Annotated in this window: 16 protein-coding genes; 9 read left to right on the forward strand and 7 right to left on the reverse strand. The window is 55.7% G+C overall.

The annotated features are described in order from the left end of the window. Position 1: 1 nt before the first annotated feature. Positions 2-1,069 carry a type IV pilus assembly protein PilM gene (pilM, locus tag ACEQ15_RS17475; protein ID WP_370280537.1) on the reverse strand — a complete coding sequence of 356 codons (1,068 nt, stop codon included), beginning with the start codon at positions 1,067-1,069 and terminating at the stop codon, positions 2-4. A 274-nt stretch (positions 1,070-1,343) separates the two neighbouring features. Between pilM and ACEQ15_RS17480 the strand changes: the two genes are divergently transcribed. Beyond that, on the forward strand, positions 1,344-3,803 hold the full coding sequence (locus tag ACEQ15_RS17480) for a penicillin-binding protein 1A (protein ID WP_370280538.1): 2,460 nt from the start codon (positions 1,344-1,346) through the stop codon (positions 3,801-3,803). A gap of 114 nt (positions 3,804-3,917) precedes the next feature. Here ACEQ15_RS17480 and ACEQ15_RS17485 read toward each other — a convergent pair whose 3' ends face one another. The 3 genes from ACEQ15_RS17485 to rpmE form a co-directional block, all read right to left on the reverse strand. Beyond that, positions 3,918-5,183, reverse strand: coding sequence for a malic enzyme-like NAD(P)-binding protein (locus tag ACEQ15_RS17485; RefSeq protein WP_370280539.1), 1,266 nt, complete (start codon positions 5,181-5,183; stop codon positions 3,918-3,920). Positions 5,184-5,300: 117 nt separating this feature from the next. Continuing rightward, positions 5,301-5,990 carry a thermonuclease family protein gene (locus ACEQ15_RS17490; protein WP_370280540.1) on the reverse strand — a complete coding sequence of 230 codons (690 nt, stop codon included), beginning with the start codon at positions 5,988-5,990 and terminating at the stop codon, positions 5,301-5,303. A 114-nt stretch (positions 5,991-6,104) separates the two neighbouring features. After that, positions 6,105-6,320, reverse strand: a complete 216-nt coding sequence (rpmE, locus tag ACEQ15_RS17495) for a 50S ribosomal protein L31 (protein ID WP_282352730.1) — start codon at positions 6,318-6,320, stop codon at positions 6,105-6,107. 219 nt (positions 6,321-6,539) lie between these two features. Here rpmE and ACEQ15_RS17500 point away from each other — a divergent pair, with 219 nt between their 5' ends. The 8 genes from ACEQ15_RS17500 (at position 6,540) to ACEQ15_RS17535 (ending at position 16,041) form a co-directional block, all read left to right on the forward strand. Then, a complete protein-coding gene (locus ACEQ15_RS17500) occupies positions 6,540-8,747 on the forward strand; it encodes a primosomal protein N' (protein WP_370280541.1) in 2,208 nt (735 codons plus the stop codon). A gap of 145 nt (positions 8,748-8,892) precedes the next feature. Continuing rightward, a complete protein-coding gene (locus ACEQ15_RS17505; protein WP_370280542.1) occupies positions 8,893-10,872 on the forward strand; it encodes a methyl-accepting chemotaxis protein in 1,980 nt (659 codons plus the stop codon). Between the two features lie 247 nt (positions 10,873-11,119). Then, positions 11,120-11,776 (forward strand): SPOR domain-containing protein, encoded by a 657-nt coding sequence (locus tag ACEQ15_RS17510; RefSeq protein ID WP_370280543.1) that lies wholly within the window; start codon positions 11,120-11,122, stop codon positions 11,774-11,776. A gap of 382 nt (positions 11,777-12,158) precedes the next feature. Beyond that, positions 12,159-12,689 (forward strand): ATP-dependent protease subunit HslV, encoded by a 531-nt coding sequence (hslV, locus tag ACEQ15_RS17515; RefSeq protein WP_370280544.1) that lies wholly within the window; start codon positions 12,159-12,161, stop codon positions 12,687-12,689. 18 nt (positions 12,690-12,707) lie between these two features. After that, positions 12,708-14,054: an ATP-dependent protease ATPase subunit HslU gene (hslU, locus tag ACEQ15_RS17520; protein ID WP_370280545.1), complete on the forward strand. Its 1,347-nt coding sequence runs from the start codon at positions 12,708-12,710 to the stop codon at positions 14,052-14,054. 108 nt (positions 14,055-14,162) lie between these two features. Beyond that, complete coding sequence (locus ACEQ15_RS17525) at positions 14,163-14,537, forward strand: gamma-butyrobetaine hydroxylase-like domain-containing protein (RefSeq protein ID WP_370280546.1); 375 nt, start codon at positions 14,163-14,165, stop codon at positions 14,535-14,537. 85 nt (positions 14,538-14,622) lie between these two features. Further along, a complete protein-coding gene (gene ubiE, locus ACEQ15_RS17530; RefSeq protein ID WP_282352721.1) occupies positions 14,623-15,381 on the forward strand; it encodes a bifunctional demethylmenaquinone methyltransferase/2-methoxy-6-polyprenyl-1,4-benzoquinol methylase UbiE in 759 nt (252 codons plus the stop codon). Positions 15,382-15,420: 39 nt separating this feature from the next. Then, entirely contained in the window at positions 15,421-16,041 is a 621-nt protein-coding gene (locus ACEQ15_RS17535) for an SCP2 domain-containing protein (protein WP_370280548.1), read from the forward strand. 7 nt (positions 16,042-16,048) lie between these two features. On the opposite strand, the gene ACEQ15_RS17540 is transcribed toward ACEQ15_RS17535, so the two are convergent. The 3 genes from ACEQ15_RS17540 to ACEQ15_RS17550 are packed head-to-tail and all read right to left on the reverse strand — an operon-like array spanning position 16,049 to position 17,620. Continuing rightward, positions 16,049-16,483, reverse strand: a complete 435-nt coding sequence (locus ACEQ15_RS17540; protein WP_370280549.1) for a FliG C-terminal domain-containing protein — start codon at positions 16,481-16,483, stop codon at positions 16,049-16,051. 7 nt (positions 16,484-16,490) lie between these two features. After that, complete coding sequence (locus ACEQ15_RS17545; protein ID WP_370280550.1) at positions 16,491-16,904, reverse strand: CopD family protein; 414 nt, start codon at positions 16,902-16,904, stop codon at positions 16,491-16,493. A 53-nt stretch (positions 16,905-16,957) separates the two neighbouring features. Next, entirely contained in the window at positions 16,958-17,620 is a 663-nt protein-coding gene (locus ACEQ15_RS17550) for a fumarylacetoacetate hydrolase family protein (RefSeq protein ID WP_370280551.1), read from the reverse strand. Positions 17,621-17,683: the final 63 nt, after the last annotated feature.

A 17,683-nucleotide genomic window follows, 5' to 3' on the forward strand; every position in this document is an offset into this window, starting at 1 on the left:
GTTAGCCCTCAACCGGTCGCATTGCCAGACCACAGGCTTTTACCAGCGATGACGCGTCTGCGGACAGGCGCTCCCGACTGATCTTGCTGTTGATCTTCATCTGCTGGAATGGATCAGCGGTCAGTGTTGTAACCCCGATCTCCTGCTCAATCTGCTGTGCCAATTCTTTGATGGCTGCAGTGCCGCCCATCAGGTACAAACGGTTCAATTCGCTGTGTACACCGGAGGAGTAGAAAAACTGCAACGCACGGGAAACCTGCTGCGCGATAGTGCCGCGAAACGGCAGCACAAACAGCTGCTGGATTTCAGCATTCAATTCACCCTGGCGCAGTTTCTGTTCCACTTCACCCAGTGGAATACCAAAGTGCTGGTGAATACTGTTGGTGAGTTCGTTTCCGCCGAACGCCTGCTCCCGGTTGTAAACGATCTGACCGTTACGGAACACGTTCAACGTCAGAGTCGCCGCGCCGATATCAACGATACCGACCAGTTCGTCACTTTCTTGAGACTCTGTGCCTGCTTCCAATTGCGCGAAAGCCCGCTCAACCGCATAGGTGTCTACATCCACGACTTCACACTTCAGGCCAGCCCCGGTAACTGCATCTTCGCGCAGTTCCACATCACTGCGTCGACAGGCAACCACCAGAATATCGTTGAAGTCGGTGTTGTGCTGGGAGGCGCCTTTTACCTCAAAATCGATCGCAACTTCATCCAGCGGGTAAGGGATAAACTGGTCGGCTTCGAGCTTAACCTGCTCTTCAAGTTCGATTTCGGAAAAGGAGTCGCTGATGGCGAGGGTTTTGGTGATAACAGCGGAGGAAGGAACGGCTACAACCACTTTTTTCAGTGACGTGCCTGCCACTTTGGCAGCGCGTTCGACTGCGTCGGCAACCTGCCCCACATCCTGTACATTACCGTCAATCACCGCTGCAGGCGGTACCGGTACGACAGCATAACCATCCAGCGTAAATTGGCCAGACTGGTTTGTAAGGGCGACCAGCTTGACGAAGGAGGACCCGATATCCACCCCGATCAGACCGGAATCTTTTTTTCCAAAAAGAGCAAACACTAGGTCAATCCTTATCCTTGCCAGAATTCATTGAACTGAACGTTTCGTTTCGGATCACAATGTTGCCAACAGCCACCGTCCAAGTCGTATCCAGGCGGCAAACAAGCGTATGAAAGCGTAGCATACCTTCTGCAATACGAAAGATCAGCGAACCTTCTATTTTAATTACACTTAACTACAAATTGACTGAAATAAATCAATTTGTCGCTAGAGTGATCAACCAGTACCAGTATAATAAGCGGCAGACAACGCAATTTCTTGAAAATACAGTAGCATGCGCGTGATAAAAAAACTGTTTAAGTACCTGGCAATACTCGGCTTTGTAGGCGTTATTATTGGCGCTGCCGTCGGCTTTGTGGCCTACAAACACTACTCTGCAGACCTGCCAGAGGTTAGCACCCTGCGCGATGTTAAATTCCAGACACCGTTGCGTATCTACAGCGCCGACGAGAAGCTGATTGCCGAATACGGTGAAAAGAAGCGTACCCCGGTCACTTATGACCAGATCCCACCGCAGTTTGTAAATGCCCTGCTGGCGGCTGAAGACAGTCGCTTCTTCGAGCACATGGGGATCGACATCAAGGGCCTGACGCGTGCCGCCGTGCAACTGGCCACCACGGGTAAAATCAAGAGTGGTGGCTCCACCATCACCATGCAGCTGGCCAAGAACTTCTTCCTGACCCGCGAGCGTACCTTCACCCGTAAATTCCGTGAAATCCTGCTGGCCCTGCGCATCGAGCAGGAGCTGAGCAAAGAAGAGATCTTCGAGCTTTACGTCAACAAGATCTACCTTGGCCACCGCTCCTACGGCATTCAGGCGGCGGCCAACACTTACTACGGCGAGAACCTGGATAAACTGACCATTGCCCAGCTGGCGATGATCGCGGGCCTGCCTAAAGCACCGTCTGCCAACAACCCGATCTCCAACCCGGACCGCGCCCTGACTCGTCGCAACTGGATTCTCGGCCGTATGCACAGCCTGAGCATGATCAATGATCAGGAGTACGAGGAAGCCCGCACTGAAGAGCTGACCGCAAAACGCCACGGCGCTGATATCGAGGTTGATGCCCAGTACATCGCTGAGATGGTGCGTAGTGACCTGTACGAGAAGTACGGCGACGACCTGTATACCGAAGGCTATCGTGTTTTCACCACCGTTAAGTCCGATCTCCAGGCTACCGCAAACGCAGCGCTGCAGAAGGGCCTGCTGTCCTACACGGAACGCCACGGCTACCGCGGCCCGGAAAAACAGTTCAGCGAAGCCGAGCTTCAGGATGAAGAGCAGCTACTGAAAACCCTGACCAAGATTGGCAATGTCAGTGACATTGAACCGGCTGTCATCGTCGCCCTGCAGAACAAGAGCATCGAAGTCCTGCGCAAGACCGGCGAGAAAGCGACCTTAAACTGGGAACAGATTAACTGGGCACGCGAATACAAGTCGGCGAACCGTATGGGAGGCAAGCTGAAGACAGCCGCTGACGCCTTCAAGGTTGGTGACGTGGTACGCATCCAGCTGCGCACTGCTGACACCGCAAAGGACAAGAATAAATCTGCCGACACCGAACAGCGACAACAGATTTGGCACCTGACCCAGATTCCGGAAGTACAGGGTGGCCTGATCTCGGTTGACCCGAACGACGGGGCAATTATATCACTGGTGGGTGGGTTCAACTTCCACCACAACAAGTTCAACCGCGTGACCCAGGCCATCCGCCAGCCGGGTTCCAATATCAAGCCGTTTATCTATACGGCTGCGCTGGCGAACGGCTTTACACCGGCCACACTGATCAACGACGCCCCGGTGGTGTTCCACGACGACCAACTGGAAGCCAACTGGCGTCCGGAGAACTACAGTAAGAAGTTCTACGGCCCTACCCGCCTGCGTGAAGCGCTGTACAAGTCCCGCAACCTGGTATCGATTCGGATACTTCGCCAGATCGGCGTACGTAACACAGTACAGTACCTGGAAAACTTCGGCTTCGACAAAGATAAGCTGCCGCACAACCTATCCTTGTCACTGGGCAGTGCCGATATGACCCCGCTGCAGGTTGCACAGGGTTACGCCACCCTGGCAAACGGCGGTTACGGTATCAAGCCTTACTTTATCAAGCGCATCGAAGACAGCGAAGGCAATGTGATCTTCGCAGCCAAACCGGCCACTATTTGTGAGAACTGCCAGTACGTAGATCCGGAACAGCCGCCTGCGGCGATTCCACAGGGCATGCAGGTAACCAACCTGCCACTGGCAGAGCGCAAAGTGGACGAGCAGTCCGCCTACCTGATCTACAACATGATGCAGGACGTGATCAAACGCGGCACCGGCCGTCGCGCGCTGGTGCTCAAGCGTAACGACCTGGCGGGCAAAACCGGCACCACCAACGATCAGAAAGACGCCTGGTTCTCCGGCTTTAATAGCAATCTGACCACCACGGTCTGGGTGGGCTTTGACCAGCCGGAAACCCTAGGTCGCCGCGAGTTTGGTGGAACGGCAGCGCTGCCGATCTGGATCGACTACATGCGGATTGCCCTGAAAGACCAACCAGAGAGCGCCCCGGTGCCACCGGAAGGGATTGTCAGTGTGAAGATCGACCCCAAAACCGGCCTGCTGGCGACCCCAGGGCAGAAAAGCGCACTGTTTGAGTACTTCCGCGAAGACGACGCTCCAACCGAGATGGCCGCTCAGGCTGAGAGCTCTCAAAGCGGAAGCGGCGGCGGGACAGAAGATATCTTCTAACGTTCATACCGATAATTGATACCAAAAGCCAGCGTCATGCTGGCTTTTTTCGGCCCGTTTTTCAGGCACAAAAAAGCCCGGCCGAAGCCGGGCTTTCTTTTATCCGCCCCTGACTTATGTCAGGTCAGCTGCAGTACCCAGTGGGTAGTGGTCTGGCAGAGGCAGACGCGCTACACCGCTGTCGATTGCAGCCTGAGCAACCGCACCGGATACAGCACCCAGCAGGCGAGTATCGGTTGGCTTAGGGATAATGTACTCACGACCGAATTCCAGGGAATCCAGGCCGTACGCGGTCAGTACTTCCTGAGTAACAGGCTCTTTCGCCAGCTCAGCGATCGCACGTACAGCAGCTGCTTTCATCTCTTCGTTGATCGCAGATGCACGAACATCCATTGCACCACGGAAGATGAACGGGAAGCCCAGTACGTTGTTTACCTGGTTCGGGAAGTCAGAACGGCCGGTCGCCATGATGACATCATCACGGGTCTCGTGAGCCAGCTCAGGACGGATCTCTGGATCCGGGTTTGCACATGCAAATACAACCGGGCTTGGCGCCATTTTAGCCAGCTGCTCAGCAGACAGCAGGTTAGGACCAGACAGACCAACGAATACGTCAGCACCGTCGATTGCATCATCCAGAGTACGCTTCTCAGTTTCAGTAGCAAATGCTGCTTTTTCTGGTGTCAGATCGTCACGACCAGAGTGGATCACACCCTTACGGTCCAGCATGTAGATGTTTTCTACTTTCGCACCCATGTTTACCAGCAGCTTCATGCATGCGTTAGCCGCTGCACCAGCGCCCAGGCAAACAATGCTTGCTTCAGACAGTTCTTTACCTGCGATTTCCAGCGCGTTGATCATGCCAGCCGCGGTTACGATAGCGGTACCGTGCTGGTCGTCGTGGAATACAGGGATGTTGCAACGCTCGATCAGAGCGCGCTCAATTTCAAAACACTCAGGTGCTTTGATGTCTTCCAGGTTGATACCACCGAAAGTTTCAGCAATACGAGCAACCGTATCGATGAAAGCCTGTGGGCTTTCTGCATCAACTTCGATATCGATGGAATCCAGACCGGCAAACTTCTTGAACAGCAAAGACTTACCTTCCATAACTGGCTTGGAAGCCAGAGGGCCCAGGTCACCCAGACCCAGAATCGCGGAACCGTTGGAAATGACTGCTACCAGGTTACCCTTAGCGGTGTAACGGTAGGCATTTTCAGGGTCCTTAGCGATTTCACGCACCGGCTCAGCCACACCTGGGCTGTATGCCAGCGCCAAATCACGTGCAGATTCAGCAGAAGTGGACAACTCCACGCTGATCTTTCCCGGACGCGGGAACTCGTGATAATCGAGTGCGGCTTGTTTCATATCTTGAGACATGGCTGCTGTTCCAAATAGTTAACAAAAGACGAACTCAGAATCATATAGAAAAGGCCACAGCCCCACAACCAGTGGGTCTACACCTGTCGTCAATAAATAAACAATTGGACTTTTTGATTAGTCGGCCAAGAACCGCAGGTGATCCGGGTGGGAAATGTTGATAATCAAAGGCTTGTAGCCTTTTTTACGTACAGATTTACTGCCGCTCCGGTCCACCAACCAACCACGCACTTCGACCCTGTCCTTAGGTCGTAATCGGATACGCTCAGCATCATCAAATAGAGCCAGCACCTTGGTATCGATACGCAACACCACACGATCATCCAGTTCCACATACCAGGCACGACGCCCTTTGCTGACCTTGGTAATTTCACCATACAGTAACGAAAAGCCAGTATGCCCCGCCGGTAAGGCCTGTACTGCAACTGGCCAGCGTTGCCCGGACCAGATCCCGCGTAGCGCGTTACGAGCCCGGTTTTCAGCCTGGCGCAAACAGCCACTCAGCTGGGTATTGGGTGGAATGGAAATAAAGAAGCCAAGGCCGCGTTCCAGCAATGCCTCTTCAACATTCTTGCCGCTTGAGAAATAGAGATGTGCCAGCGTACGGCCGTATCGATCACGCGGATCGACACCTTGCTGCAATTGGGTAATTTGAGCGGCACGCTGAACCAGAAAGTCGGTCGCCTCTTTGGCGCCCGGTTCCGGATTGCCGGTGTCGTAGCGCATCTCGGGTGTATTCACACCGATCAGCCGTACCGACGTACCGCTATGAAGACGGACGGTATCCCCGTCGAAGACTTTTTCCACCTGGACCGTCTTTACATTGGTCGGTGGCGGACAGGCAGCCTGAACAGGCAACGCGCCCAAAAACAAAAAGGCACCCCAGTGGAGTGCCTTTTTCGAACTTGCTCGAAGCATTGATTACTTCTTGAGAGAGCGAGCACCGAAGCGCTTGTTGAAGCGGTCAACACGACCACCAGTAGTCGCTTCTTTCTGCTTACCAGTGTAGAACGGGTGGCAAGCGGAGCATACGTCCAGGTGCATGTCCTGACCCAGGGTAGAACGAGTTTTCACTACGTTACCGCAGGAGCAAGTTGCAGAAATATCTTTGTATTCTGGGTGGATACCAGCTTTCATTGTCAAAAACCTCAATTGGCGTGCCGCCACTTGGTCAACATTTGCCAAGCACCGCACCGGTTATTTTAGCGTAAACACACGGTCTACGCTGAGAGTAGGCCGCGCATTATACGCACACTCAACACCCTCCGCAATCTTCCACACCATTTATTCTTACCCCAAAAGCCCCTAGACTAAGCCGTCTATTCCAGCGCCTCCATTACCGGGAAAACTGATCCAATGGTCGTTCTCAGACTTGCCCTGCCAACCCCTATGCGCCGCCTGTTCGATTACCTGCCACCGGCCGGTATCGACTGCACGTTTTTAAAGCCCGGTGTGCGTTTACGGGTACCGTTTGGCAACCGCCAGTTGGTTGGCCTGTTGATCGAGGTGAGTGATCACTCCGAGTTTCCGGAACACAAACTCAAGGCGGCACTGGAGCTGCTCGATCAAACCCCACCTTTGCCACAGCACCTGTTTGATCTGGCGCGCTGGGCGGCCAGCTATTATCAACACCCGATTGGCGATGCCCTGGCTCAAGCCCTGCCGGTGATGCTGCGTAAGGGCAACGCCTGTGAATACCTGCATGAACACCTGTGGCGGGCCTGCGAAGGCGTGGTTCCCGAGGACGCCGGCTCCCGTGCCAAGAAACAACAGGCACTGTTAGCGTTGCTGATCAAACATCCCCACGGCATCAGCAACGATGCGATCCGTGCCGAAGGTTATAAGACGGAATATTTGCGCCCGCTGGAAGAGAAAGGGCTGGCCGAGCGGTTTATCCACCACCCTCACCGGGCGAATGCAGAACGCACCAAAGACCTGCTGCACGAAGCACCACTTACCCTGAACGAACAGCAGCAGGGCGCACTGGATGAGATCAACGACAGCTCCGGCTTCGCACCGATCCTGCTGGAAGGCATCACCGGCTCCGGAAAAACCGAGATCTACCTGCAGGCGATTGAGCGCCAGCTGGGGATGGGCAAACAGGCGTTGGTCTTGGTGCCCGAGATCGGCCTGACCCCACAGACGGTGACCCGCTTTAAGCAGCGCTTTAACGTGCCGGTGGTTGCCCTGCACTCCAATATGACCGACCGCCAGCGACTCGATGCCTGGCTGGATGCCCGTGAAGGTGAAGCCCGTATCATCATCGGCACCCGCTCGGCGATTTTCACGCCGATGAAGGACCCAGGCATCATCATTGTCGACGAAGAGCACGACCCATCCTTCAAGCAGCAGGACGGCTATCGCTACTCAGCACGCGATCTGGCCGTCTTCCGTGCCCAGAAGGAAGATGTAGCTGTAGTACTGGGCAGCGCCACGCCATCCTTGGAGACACTGCACAACGCCCAACAGGGTCGCTATCAATGGATGCGTGTCACCCAACGTGCGGGCAATGCCAAGGCACCGACGTTCGAGCTACTAGACACACGCAATATTCCACTACAGGCGGGATTATCCACACCTCTGGTGCAACGTATTCGCCATACCCTGGAACAGGGCACCCAAGTGCTGGTGTTTATCAACCGGCGTGGTTTTTCCCCCGCGCTGAGCTGTCACGACTGCGGCTGGATCGCCGACTGCAACCGCTGCGATGCGCATATGACCCTGCACCGCTCGCCACCCCACTTGCACTGTCACCATTGCGACAAGCAGACACCGATCCCGGCCCGCTGTGGCAACTGCGGCAGCGATCAGCTCAAGCCGGTAGGTGCGGGTACTGAACGTACCGAAGACACGCTGCAGAAACTGTTCCCAGACGTGCCCGTGCTGCGTATCGACCGCGATACCACCCAGCGCAAGGACGCCATGGCGCAGATGATGCAACAGATCCACACCGGCGAGCCCTGTATTCTGGTCGGCACCCAGATGCTCGCCAAGGGGCACCACTTCCCCAAAGTAACCCTTGTCGCAATTTTGAATGCAGACAGCGGCCTGTTTAGTGCAGACTTCAGGGGGATGGAGCGCACCGCGCAGTTGATTCTGCAGGTGGCCGGCCGCGCAGGTCGGGCGAATCACCCCGGCACAGTGATCATGCAAACCCACCATGCCGACCACCCGACCCTGCAACACCTGGTTCAGGTGGGTTATTACGCCTTTGCCCAGCAGGAGTTGATTCAACGCCAGCAGGCCCAGCTGCCGCCATTCACCCACTACGCGTTAGTACGCGCAGAGGCGAACGGCAACGGCCGTGCCGAAGCATTTTTGCGCGCCATTCGCGAACAGCTGGAGAGTGACATCCTGCTGCCAGCAGGTGTGCGCTGGCTGGGACCGTTCCCGTCACCGATGGAGAAGCGGGCAGGTATGCATCGGGCGCAACTGCTGGTTCAGGGCGACAATCGCCGTCATTTGCACCAGTTGCTGGATAGCCTGACCTACTATCTGGAACTCTCCAAAGAAGCCCGTCAGGTACGTTGGTCGATCGACGTTGACCCGGTTGATACTTTTTAATCAGCCGACCGCTAAACCTTTCAGCCTATTGACCGATAGAGCATAGATAGGGGTAAGTCCTTAACGCTTTAGTTTACATTTTTTCAAAACTGTAACTATGCTTGGCTCTACCCAAAAGTAGAATAATAAAATGACGAGGAAGACTATGAGGCTGAGTATTACCCAGAAGATCGCTCTGGGTTTCGCCGTAATGGTGCTGTTTATCGCCGTTGTTGGCAGTGGCGGGCTACTGAGCAACAACAACATCTATGAACGTCTATACAACGTCACGGACGAGGCACTGCCAACGTTGTCGGCCAGCTTTGAGCAGATGGTCAACCTGCAGGAAGCCAACCAGGCGCTGTACAACGCCCTCGCCCAGCAGAGCGCGAAGCAGTTGAACCAGCAACGCAAGGTGTTCGAAGCGCAGATGACCCGCTTCAACGAAGACCTGCAGCAGATGCGCCCGATGATCGAACAGGATCCGGAACTGCGCAGCTCCTTCGAGCAGATTGAAAGTCTGAGCCAGGAGTTCTCCCAAGTTGCGAGCAGCGTAATCAAAGAGCAGAAAGAGCGCCTTATCCTCGACCGCCGCATCGTCGAAGCCCAGATCAAGTTTCAGGGTCTGAGCGATGCGCTGACCTCGTGGACCCAGCGTTACCTAAGCCGTAGCGATAACTTCGACGGCATGATCCAGGCACGTATGATGACCCGTGCGCTGAGTGCCCATAAATTCCAGCTGATCAACTATCAGCGCACCCGCGACCTGCCAGCGCTGAACACCGATCTGGAAGGCACCAAGGGTGACCTGATCAAATCTCATGAGAAGTTTGTCGCTAAGGAACAGAAAGCCAGCCAGGTACAGACGCTGGTGGATGACCTGGACAAAAACCTCTACGGCGACAGCGGCCTGGTGGCCTTCTACCGCGGTCGTGTAGCCGTGGGCAAACGCCTGGATCAGGATCTGGTACGTACTGCGGCACTGATCAACGAGACCCGCGGCGCCGTGGATAGCTTTATCCAGAACGCTCGCAGCCGCGCCGAAGCCGCACGTAGCGATGCCAACGAAACCATCGCCTTCAGCCGCACGCTGATTCTGGGTCTGATGGCCGGCTCCATTGTGGTTGCGGTAATGGTCGCCCTGTTTACCATCAACACCCTGCGCCGCCCACTGGACGAGATCCGCACCCGCCTGGCACAGCTGCAGCAGGGTGACCTGCGCGTTAGCTTTGATCAGGAGCGTAAGGATGAATTTGGTGATCTGGGCACCTCGCTGAACGCAGTAACCCTGGGTCTGAAAGAGATCCTCGAACAGATCTCCACCGGCTCCAAACGTCTGTCGGATGTGGCCCAGCAGAACGCGACCATCAGCCAGCAGACTACCGCTTCCATGAATAGCCAGAGTTCCCAGCTGGATCTGACGGCGGCGGCAGCCACTCAGCTGGAAAGCAGTGTTTCCGAAGTCGCCGGTCACAGCAACACCACCCTGGAAGCCGTGCGCCAGTGTGAAGACCTGACCAAGAACGTGAATCTGCAGGTCTCCAACACACTCACCAGTATCGAAACCCAGGCAAAAGGGATTGATCAGGCTAAGAGCGCCAGCAACGAACTGGCCGGTTTCAGCAATGAGATCGAATCGATCCTGACCACCATCGAGAACATCGCCGAACGCACCAACCTGCTGGCACTGAACGCAGCGATCGAAGCCGCCCGTGCCGGTGAGCATGGCCGTGGTTTTGCCGTGGTAGCCGACGAGGTGCGCGAACTGGCCAGCCGCACCCAGAACTCCGTTCAGGAGATTCAGACCATGGTGGACAACATGCAGTCCAGCATCGGTCGCGTGGTCCATGTGATGAACGACAGTTATTCACAGGCCCAGAAGTGTGTGGAACACGCTAACACTTCGCAGGAAGCGCTGGATGCGATGAACAATGCCATCGCCTACATCCGCGAACTGAATACCCAGATCGCCGAAGCGGCACAGCAACAAACCTCCGCCGTCGAGGAAGTGAGCCAGACTCTCACCGAGATCAACACCGCCGCCGCAGAAACCGCCCAGGGTGCGGATAAAGCCGCCAGCGGCAGCAGCGAACTGCTCAACTTCGCCCAGCAACAGCAGCAACTGCTGGGGCGTTTCTCCGTCTGAATCAAACACCTGCGGGAGTGGTTGGCAACAACCACTCCCGCCCCTCCTCAGGGGCTTAACAATTCCCATCGATCCGGGGATAATGAGTCCGCTTTACACACTCCGCATACGCAACGCACCTTCCGGCTGCCTCCGCTGTATGCAGGATGTTCCCGTAACAAACAACCCGGTATCCTGACGCCCAATGAACACAGCGACCGCACCCCTGCACCCGCTTATCCACACTGCATTGGAGCAGGTATAACCCATGGCTGCACGCAAAGATTACGCGTCCAAAAAACGCAACGGGAAAACAGCCACCCGCAATACCGCAAAGAAACCGGCACCGCCGCGTAAGAAGGCACCGGTCAAGGCGAAGAAGCCGTTTCCAATCAAGCTGCTGCTGGTCACCGTTTTGATGACCGGGGCACTCGGCTACCTGCTCTACAGCCTGGTACAGGTAAAACCAGGCAGCGGCACGGTGACCACGGTCAGCAAGCCGACACCCAAACCGAAAACCGAGGCGAAACCTGCTGCCAAAGTTCAGGAGAAATCCAAACCGGCTCCACAGCCACAGCAAACCGCCAAAGACGAGAAGCGTTTCGAATTTTACGAAATGCTGCCGAAGAGCGAGGTAACCACCTCCGATCCTACGGTGTACAAATCCACGCCAAAAACGGCCGTGGCACAGCAACAATATCTGCTGCAGGCGGGTTCGTTCCGCAGTGCGCAGGATGCCGACCGCATGCGCGCCCAGCTGATTCTGTTGGGTCTGCCCAATGTACGGAGCGAAAAGACCACCAGCGGCAACGGTATCTGGTACCGCGTACGCACCGGGCCGTTTAAGAACCGCACCGAGTTGAGTGCTGCCACCAACAAGCTGGCCAAGCAGAATATCTTCCCCCTCAAGATCAAGGCCAACTGATCGCACCGGCTGCAAAATACCCTGCATGCAACAAAGCGTGCAGGGTACCCCTTGAAAAAGTCCCAAGCGCATCCATATCTTAGGGAAGGTGCGAACACGTCCTGTTTGGCTCTGGCTTTCGGGAAGGTTCACAATCAAGGAAGCGTTTTGCAGTAATGTTGGAACCTTGCAAAAAGCGCTGACACCGAGTGTGTATCTTCCCGAAAGCCCCAAAGGGCAAGCCCTTAAGCCTGCATCTGCGGTGTTGCAGTTTTTGCCAAGGGCTACGGCCATTAACTGCAAACTGCGCCTAGCATCTACAGGCTTAAGGACTTGCAGAGCAGTCACAGGACGTACTCGCACCTTCCTTAATTCGAACATTAACCAAAAGGTTCAGCGCTTAATGACTACCATTGTTTCAGTACGCCGCGGTGACAAAGTTGTTGTCGGCGGTGATGGTCAGGTATCCCTGGGCAACACCGTAATGAAAGGCAGTGCCAAGAAAGTAAATCGCCTGCCAAAACACGACGTGGTAACCGGTTTTGCCGGCTCTACTGCCGACGCCATCACCCTGCGAGACCTGTTTGAACAGCAGCTGGACAAACATCAGGGCAACATCGTGAATGCCGTGATCCACCTGGCGCGCGAATGGCGCAGCGACCGTGTACTGCGCCGTCTGGAAGCACTGATGCTGGTGGCAAACAGCGAAAAAACCTACCTGATCTCCGGTAACGGCGACGTGATTGAGCCGGAAGACGGCGTGATCGCCATCGGTTCCGGCGGCAACTTCGCCCTCGCCGCAGCCCGCGCCCTGAACGACAACACCGAGCTTGGCGCCCGTGATATCGTAGAGAAAAGCCTGAATATCGCCGCTAGCATCTGTGTATTCACCAACGACAACCTGACCATCGAAGAGCTGGATTCAGTAGCCTGATTCCAACGGGAGTTTTGAATGTCTGATATGACCCCTCGCGAAATCGTCCACGAACTGGATCGCCACATTGTCGGCCAGGATGACGCTAAACGTTCCGTTGCCAACGCCCTGCGCAACCGCTGGCGCCGCATGCAGCTGAACGAAGAGCTGCGTGTTGAAGTAACCCCAAAAAACATTCTGATGATCGGCCCGACCGGTGTCGGTAAAACCGAGATCGCCCGCCGTCTGGCGAAACTGGCCAACGCACCGTTCATCAAAGTTGAAGCGACCAAGTTCACCGAGGTGGGCTACGTAGGCCGTGATGTGGAAACCATCATCCGCGACTTGGTCGACATGGCGATCAAGATGCTTCGCGAAACCGAGATGGAGAAGGTCCGCTTCCGCGCCGAGGAGGCCGCAGAAGAGCGTATTCTGGACGCCCTGCTGCCTCCGGCTCGTGAAACCAGCATGGGTTTCAGCAACGAACCGGCAGAACCATCCCGCACCGACAGCGCCACTCGCCAGATCTTCCGCAAGAAACTGCGTGAAGGTCAGTTGGATGACAAAGAGATCGAAATCGAAGTAGCTGAGCCGCAGATGGGTGTTGAGATCATGGCACCTCCCGGCATGGAAGAGATGACCAGCCAGCTGCAAAACATGTTTGCCGGTATGGGCAACCAGCGTAAGCAAAGCCGTCGTCTGAAGGTAAAAGACGCCTTTAAGCTGCTGACCGACGAAGAAGCGGCCAGTATGATCAAAGAAGACGACCTAAAGCAGAAAGCCGTGGAAGCGGTTGAGCAGAACGGTATCGTGTTCCTGGATGAGATCGACAAAGTCTGCAAACGTACCGAAAACACCGGTGGCGACGTGTCCCGTGAAGGTGTGCAGCGTGACCTGTTGCCGCTGATCGAAGGCTGCACCGTCAGCACCAAGTACGGTATGGTGAAAACCGACCACATCCTGTTTATCGCGTCTGGTGCATTCCATCTGGCGCGTCCGTCCGACTTGATTCCGGAGCTGCAGGGCCGTCTGCCGATCCGTGTAGAGCTGAACGCCCTGACACCGGAAGACTTCCGTCGCATCCTGACCGAACCGAATGCCTCCCTGACCGAACAGTACCAGGCGTTGCTGAAGACCGAGGGTGTGAACCTGGAGTTTACCGAAGAGGGGATCGAGCGTATTGCCGAACTGGCATTCCAGGTGAACGAGTCAACCGAGAACATCGGTGCCCGTCGTCTGCACACCATGATGGAACGCCTGCTGGAGGAACTGTCCTTCAACGCCGCCGACCTGAACGGTCAGACCATCACTGTGGATAAGCCGTTTGTAAACAAATACCTGGATGAACTGAGTCAGGACGAAGACCTGAGCCACTACATCCTGTAACGGCAGATCCAAACCACTCAACGGGCGTATACTTTAGGTGCGGAATACAGTTCTGCATCCAGAGATACGCCCGTTTGTTTTTCATGCCCCAACAACAAGGTAACCAACATGAGCCACACGCTTCCTTCAGACATCCGTTTGCACAAGAAGTCCCGCACCTTGGAGCTGGTCTACCCGGACGGCGCTTACGAACTGACCGCCGAATTCTTGCGCGTACACTCCCCGTCTGCGGAAGTGCGCGGCCACGGCATCGGCAATGCGGTATTGCAGACCGGCAAGCAGTTCGTGGGTATCAAGGGTGTGCAGCCATCAGGCAACTATGCGATCAAGATCATCTTTGATGACGGCCACGACAGCGGTTTGTATACCTGGGACTACCTGCGCGACCTGTGCCAGAACCACGACCAGTATTGGCAAACCTACCTGCAGAAGCTGCAGGACGCCGGTGAAAGCCGCAATGACGGCCTGATCGCCCGGGGCTGAGCAGCGACTTGACGTCGGTTCGGGACAAACCCCGCAGGTGCCGGTACAATGCGTGCAATTTTATCGTTAAGCGATCTCCAGAATCATGACTGATCAGAATAAAGACCAGACCACCCACTTCGGCTACGAAACCGTTGATGTAAACGACAAGCAGAAGAAAGTAGCGGACGTTTTCCACAGCGTGGCGTCCAAGTACGATGTGATGAACGACCTGATGTCCGGTGGTATCCACCGCATCTGGAAACGTCTCACCATCGAGCAGAGCGGCGTGCGTGCCGGTGGTACCGTGCTGGATATCGCGGGGGGTACCGGTGACCTGACCATGCGTTTCTCTCGCTTGGTCGGCCCAACCGGCAAAGTAGTTCTGGCGGATATCAACGACTCCATGCTGAAAGTGGGTCGCGATCGTTTGTACGACCGCGGCGTAACCGGCAACGTGGAGTTTGTACAGGCTAATGCTCAGTCCCTGCCGTTCCCGGACAACACCTTTGATGTGATCACCATCGCCTTTGGTCTGCGTAACGTGACCTACAAGGATCAGGCGCTGGCATCCATGGCACGCGTACTGAAGCCGGGCGGCAAACTGATGGTGCTGGAGTTCTCCAAAACCGATAACCCGGTACTGACCAAGCTGTACGACTTCTACTCCTTCAACATCCTGCCGCAGATGGGCCAGTTGATCGCAGGTGATGCCGAGAGCTACAAATACCTAGCGGAATCGATCCGCATGCACCCGGATCAGGACACCCTGAAAGGCATGATGGAAGACGCTGGCCTGACCAACTGTAAGTACCAGAACATGACCGGCGGCATCGTTGCCCTGCACACCGGCATCAAACCTTAAAGATCACTCCCTTTAAGATCAAAATAAGGACCCAGGCTAATGATCGAGCTGCTCAACGCTACTGCCTTCACCGTTGCTGAAGAAGCCGTGAATACCCTGCTGCAGCGAGACCCGGTTACGCTTAGGCATCTGGAGCGCCTCAGCGGTAAGGTGATCGCCATCGAACTCAGCCTGCCTGCAATCTGTATCTATATTCTGCCCAACGCCACCGGTTTGCAGCTGCAATCCCATATCGAGGATGATGCGGATGTGGTGCTGAGCGGTAGCCCGGCCGATTTCATCAAGCTGCTGACCAGCAAAGATGCGGCGGATGCGATGTTTGGCAAGGGCATCACAGTGACGGGTGACAGCGGTCTGGCGACCCGTTTTCAGGAGATCATGGCGGATACCCGCATCGACTGGGAAGGCGCCCTGGGTGATATCGTGGGCGATCTGCCCGCCCATCAGTTGGCAACTTTCTTTAACTGGAAGGTCGACAGCACCAAACGCACCGGCAGCAGCTTTATCCACAATCTGGAAGAGTACCTGACCGAAGAAGCGCGTATGCTGCCAACCCGCCCGGAAGTGGATAACTTCCTGCGTAACGTGGATCAGGTACGTGATTCTGTCGACCGACTCGAAGCCCGTATCCAGCAGCTGCAACACAAACTGCACGCTTAATTGATGATCAGCTGATCATTGGCTCATCGCTGAAGGTGAGCCGCCCCTCTGACTCCAGCTCACGGGCAACCGCCACAATACGCGCCTGCGCATCCTCGACCTCCCGCTTTGGTACCGGTGCCATCGCTTGTAGCTCATCCAGCAATATCTGCGCCCGACGCTTGGAAACACCTGCCAATAGAACCTGCTTATCCACACTAGAGAGTCCGCGCATCGCCAGCAGCAGATCGCTGTCGGTCAGTTGCCCAATCAGCAGCGCCAGCTGTGTTTGTGGCAGTTTGAGAATCTGTTGGAAGGAGAGCCGTTGCGTCGATAGCCAGTCGGCCAACGCCGGATCATCGTCGCGGATCTGTTCGATCATGCGTTCCGCAGCACAGGGAGACATCCCGGCCAGCATCAACGCCAAGCGCCGCCAGCCGGGTTTAACAGATGGAGTGGTCATAGCCAGCTTAGAACGGCTTGACCACAACAAAGATCAGGATCGGGATAAAGATCAGCAGCGGCAGCTCATTAAAGAGGCGGAAGTAACGCCCGCTGCGATCCAGTGTGCCAGCCTGCATCTTGTTCAGGTAGAGCTTGCACCAGTAGTGGTAACCGATCAGCAACCCCACAAACGTGAGCTTGGCGTGCAACCAGGCACCGCTGAAGCCGTACCCCAGCCACAACCAGAAACCCAATCCCAGGGTAAACAGCGCCATGATGGTCATAAAACCGAACAGCTTGCGCGCCATGATCTCCAGACGCGCCACATCCTGACCGGCCTCACGGCCTTCTACATAGTGCACAAAGATGCGTGGCAGATAGAAGATTCCGGCCATCCAGCTGGTCATCGCCAGAATATGAAAGGTTTTTACCCACAACATTGAATACGTTTCCTCACGTTTGTCCCGTCACCGGCCCTCCTGGGCGCAGTAAATTACTTCGCTGCCGTCTCCACCGTCAGCAGATCCACCAGCTCCACCTGTAGCTGATCACCCGGTTGTACCGGTCCAACGCCAGCAGGGGTACCGGTCAGCACCACATCACCCGGCTCCAGGGTAAAGTAAGCGCTGATATAACTGATCAGCGGCAGCACCTGGTTCAGCATATGGCTGCTATTGCCATCCTGACGCAGCTCTCCGTTGACCCGCAAACGGATCTGCTGGTCCTGCAGATCAGCCACCTGATCCGGTTTTACAAACACCGACAGCGGACAGGCACCGTCGAACGCCTTCGCCTTTTCCCACGGATGGCCTTTTGCTTTCAGCTTGTCCTGCACATCGCGTAAAGTCAGATCCAAACCCAGACCTACACCCGCAATGGCCGCCTTGGCGGCGCTCAGATCGGCATGCTGCAGACGTTCACCGATCAGGATCGACATCTCGGTTTCAAAGTGCACAGAGCCCAGCCCCTGCGGTACGGCAAACGGTTGTTCCATCGGCACCACGCTGCTGGCCGGCTTGATAAACAGCATCGGTTCAGTGGGAATCGGGTTGTTGAGTTCAGCGGCATGGTCGGCATAGTTGCGCCCTACACAAACCACCTTGCCCAAGGGCAGGTTGGTTTCGCTGTTGTCCTTAAATCGGTGTGTGTACTGCATGGTACCTCCGCTCTCTGTTCAGCTGCTGCGCCATCTTAGCTTGCAGCACGGTTGTGGAAAAGT

The organism is Pontibacterium sp. (assembly GCF_964228735.1).
GTDB lineage: Bacteria > Pseudomonadota > Gammaproteobacteria > Pseudomonadales > Balneatricaceae > Pontibacterium.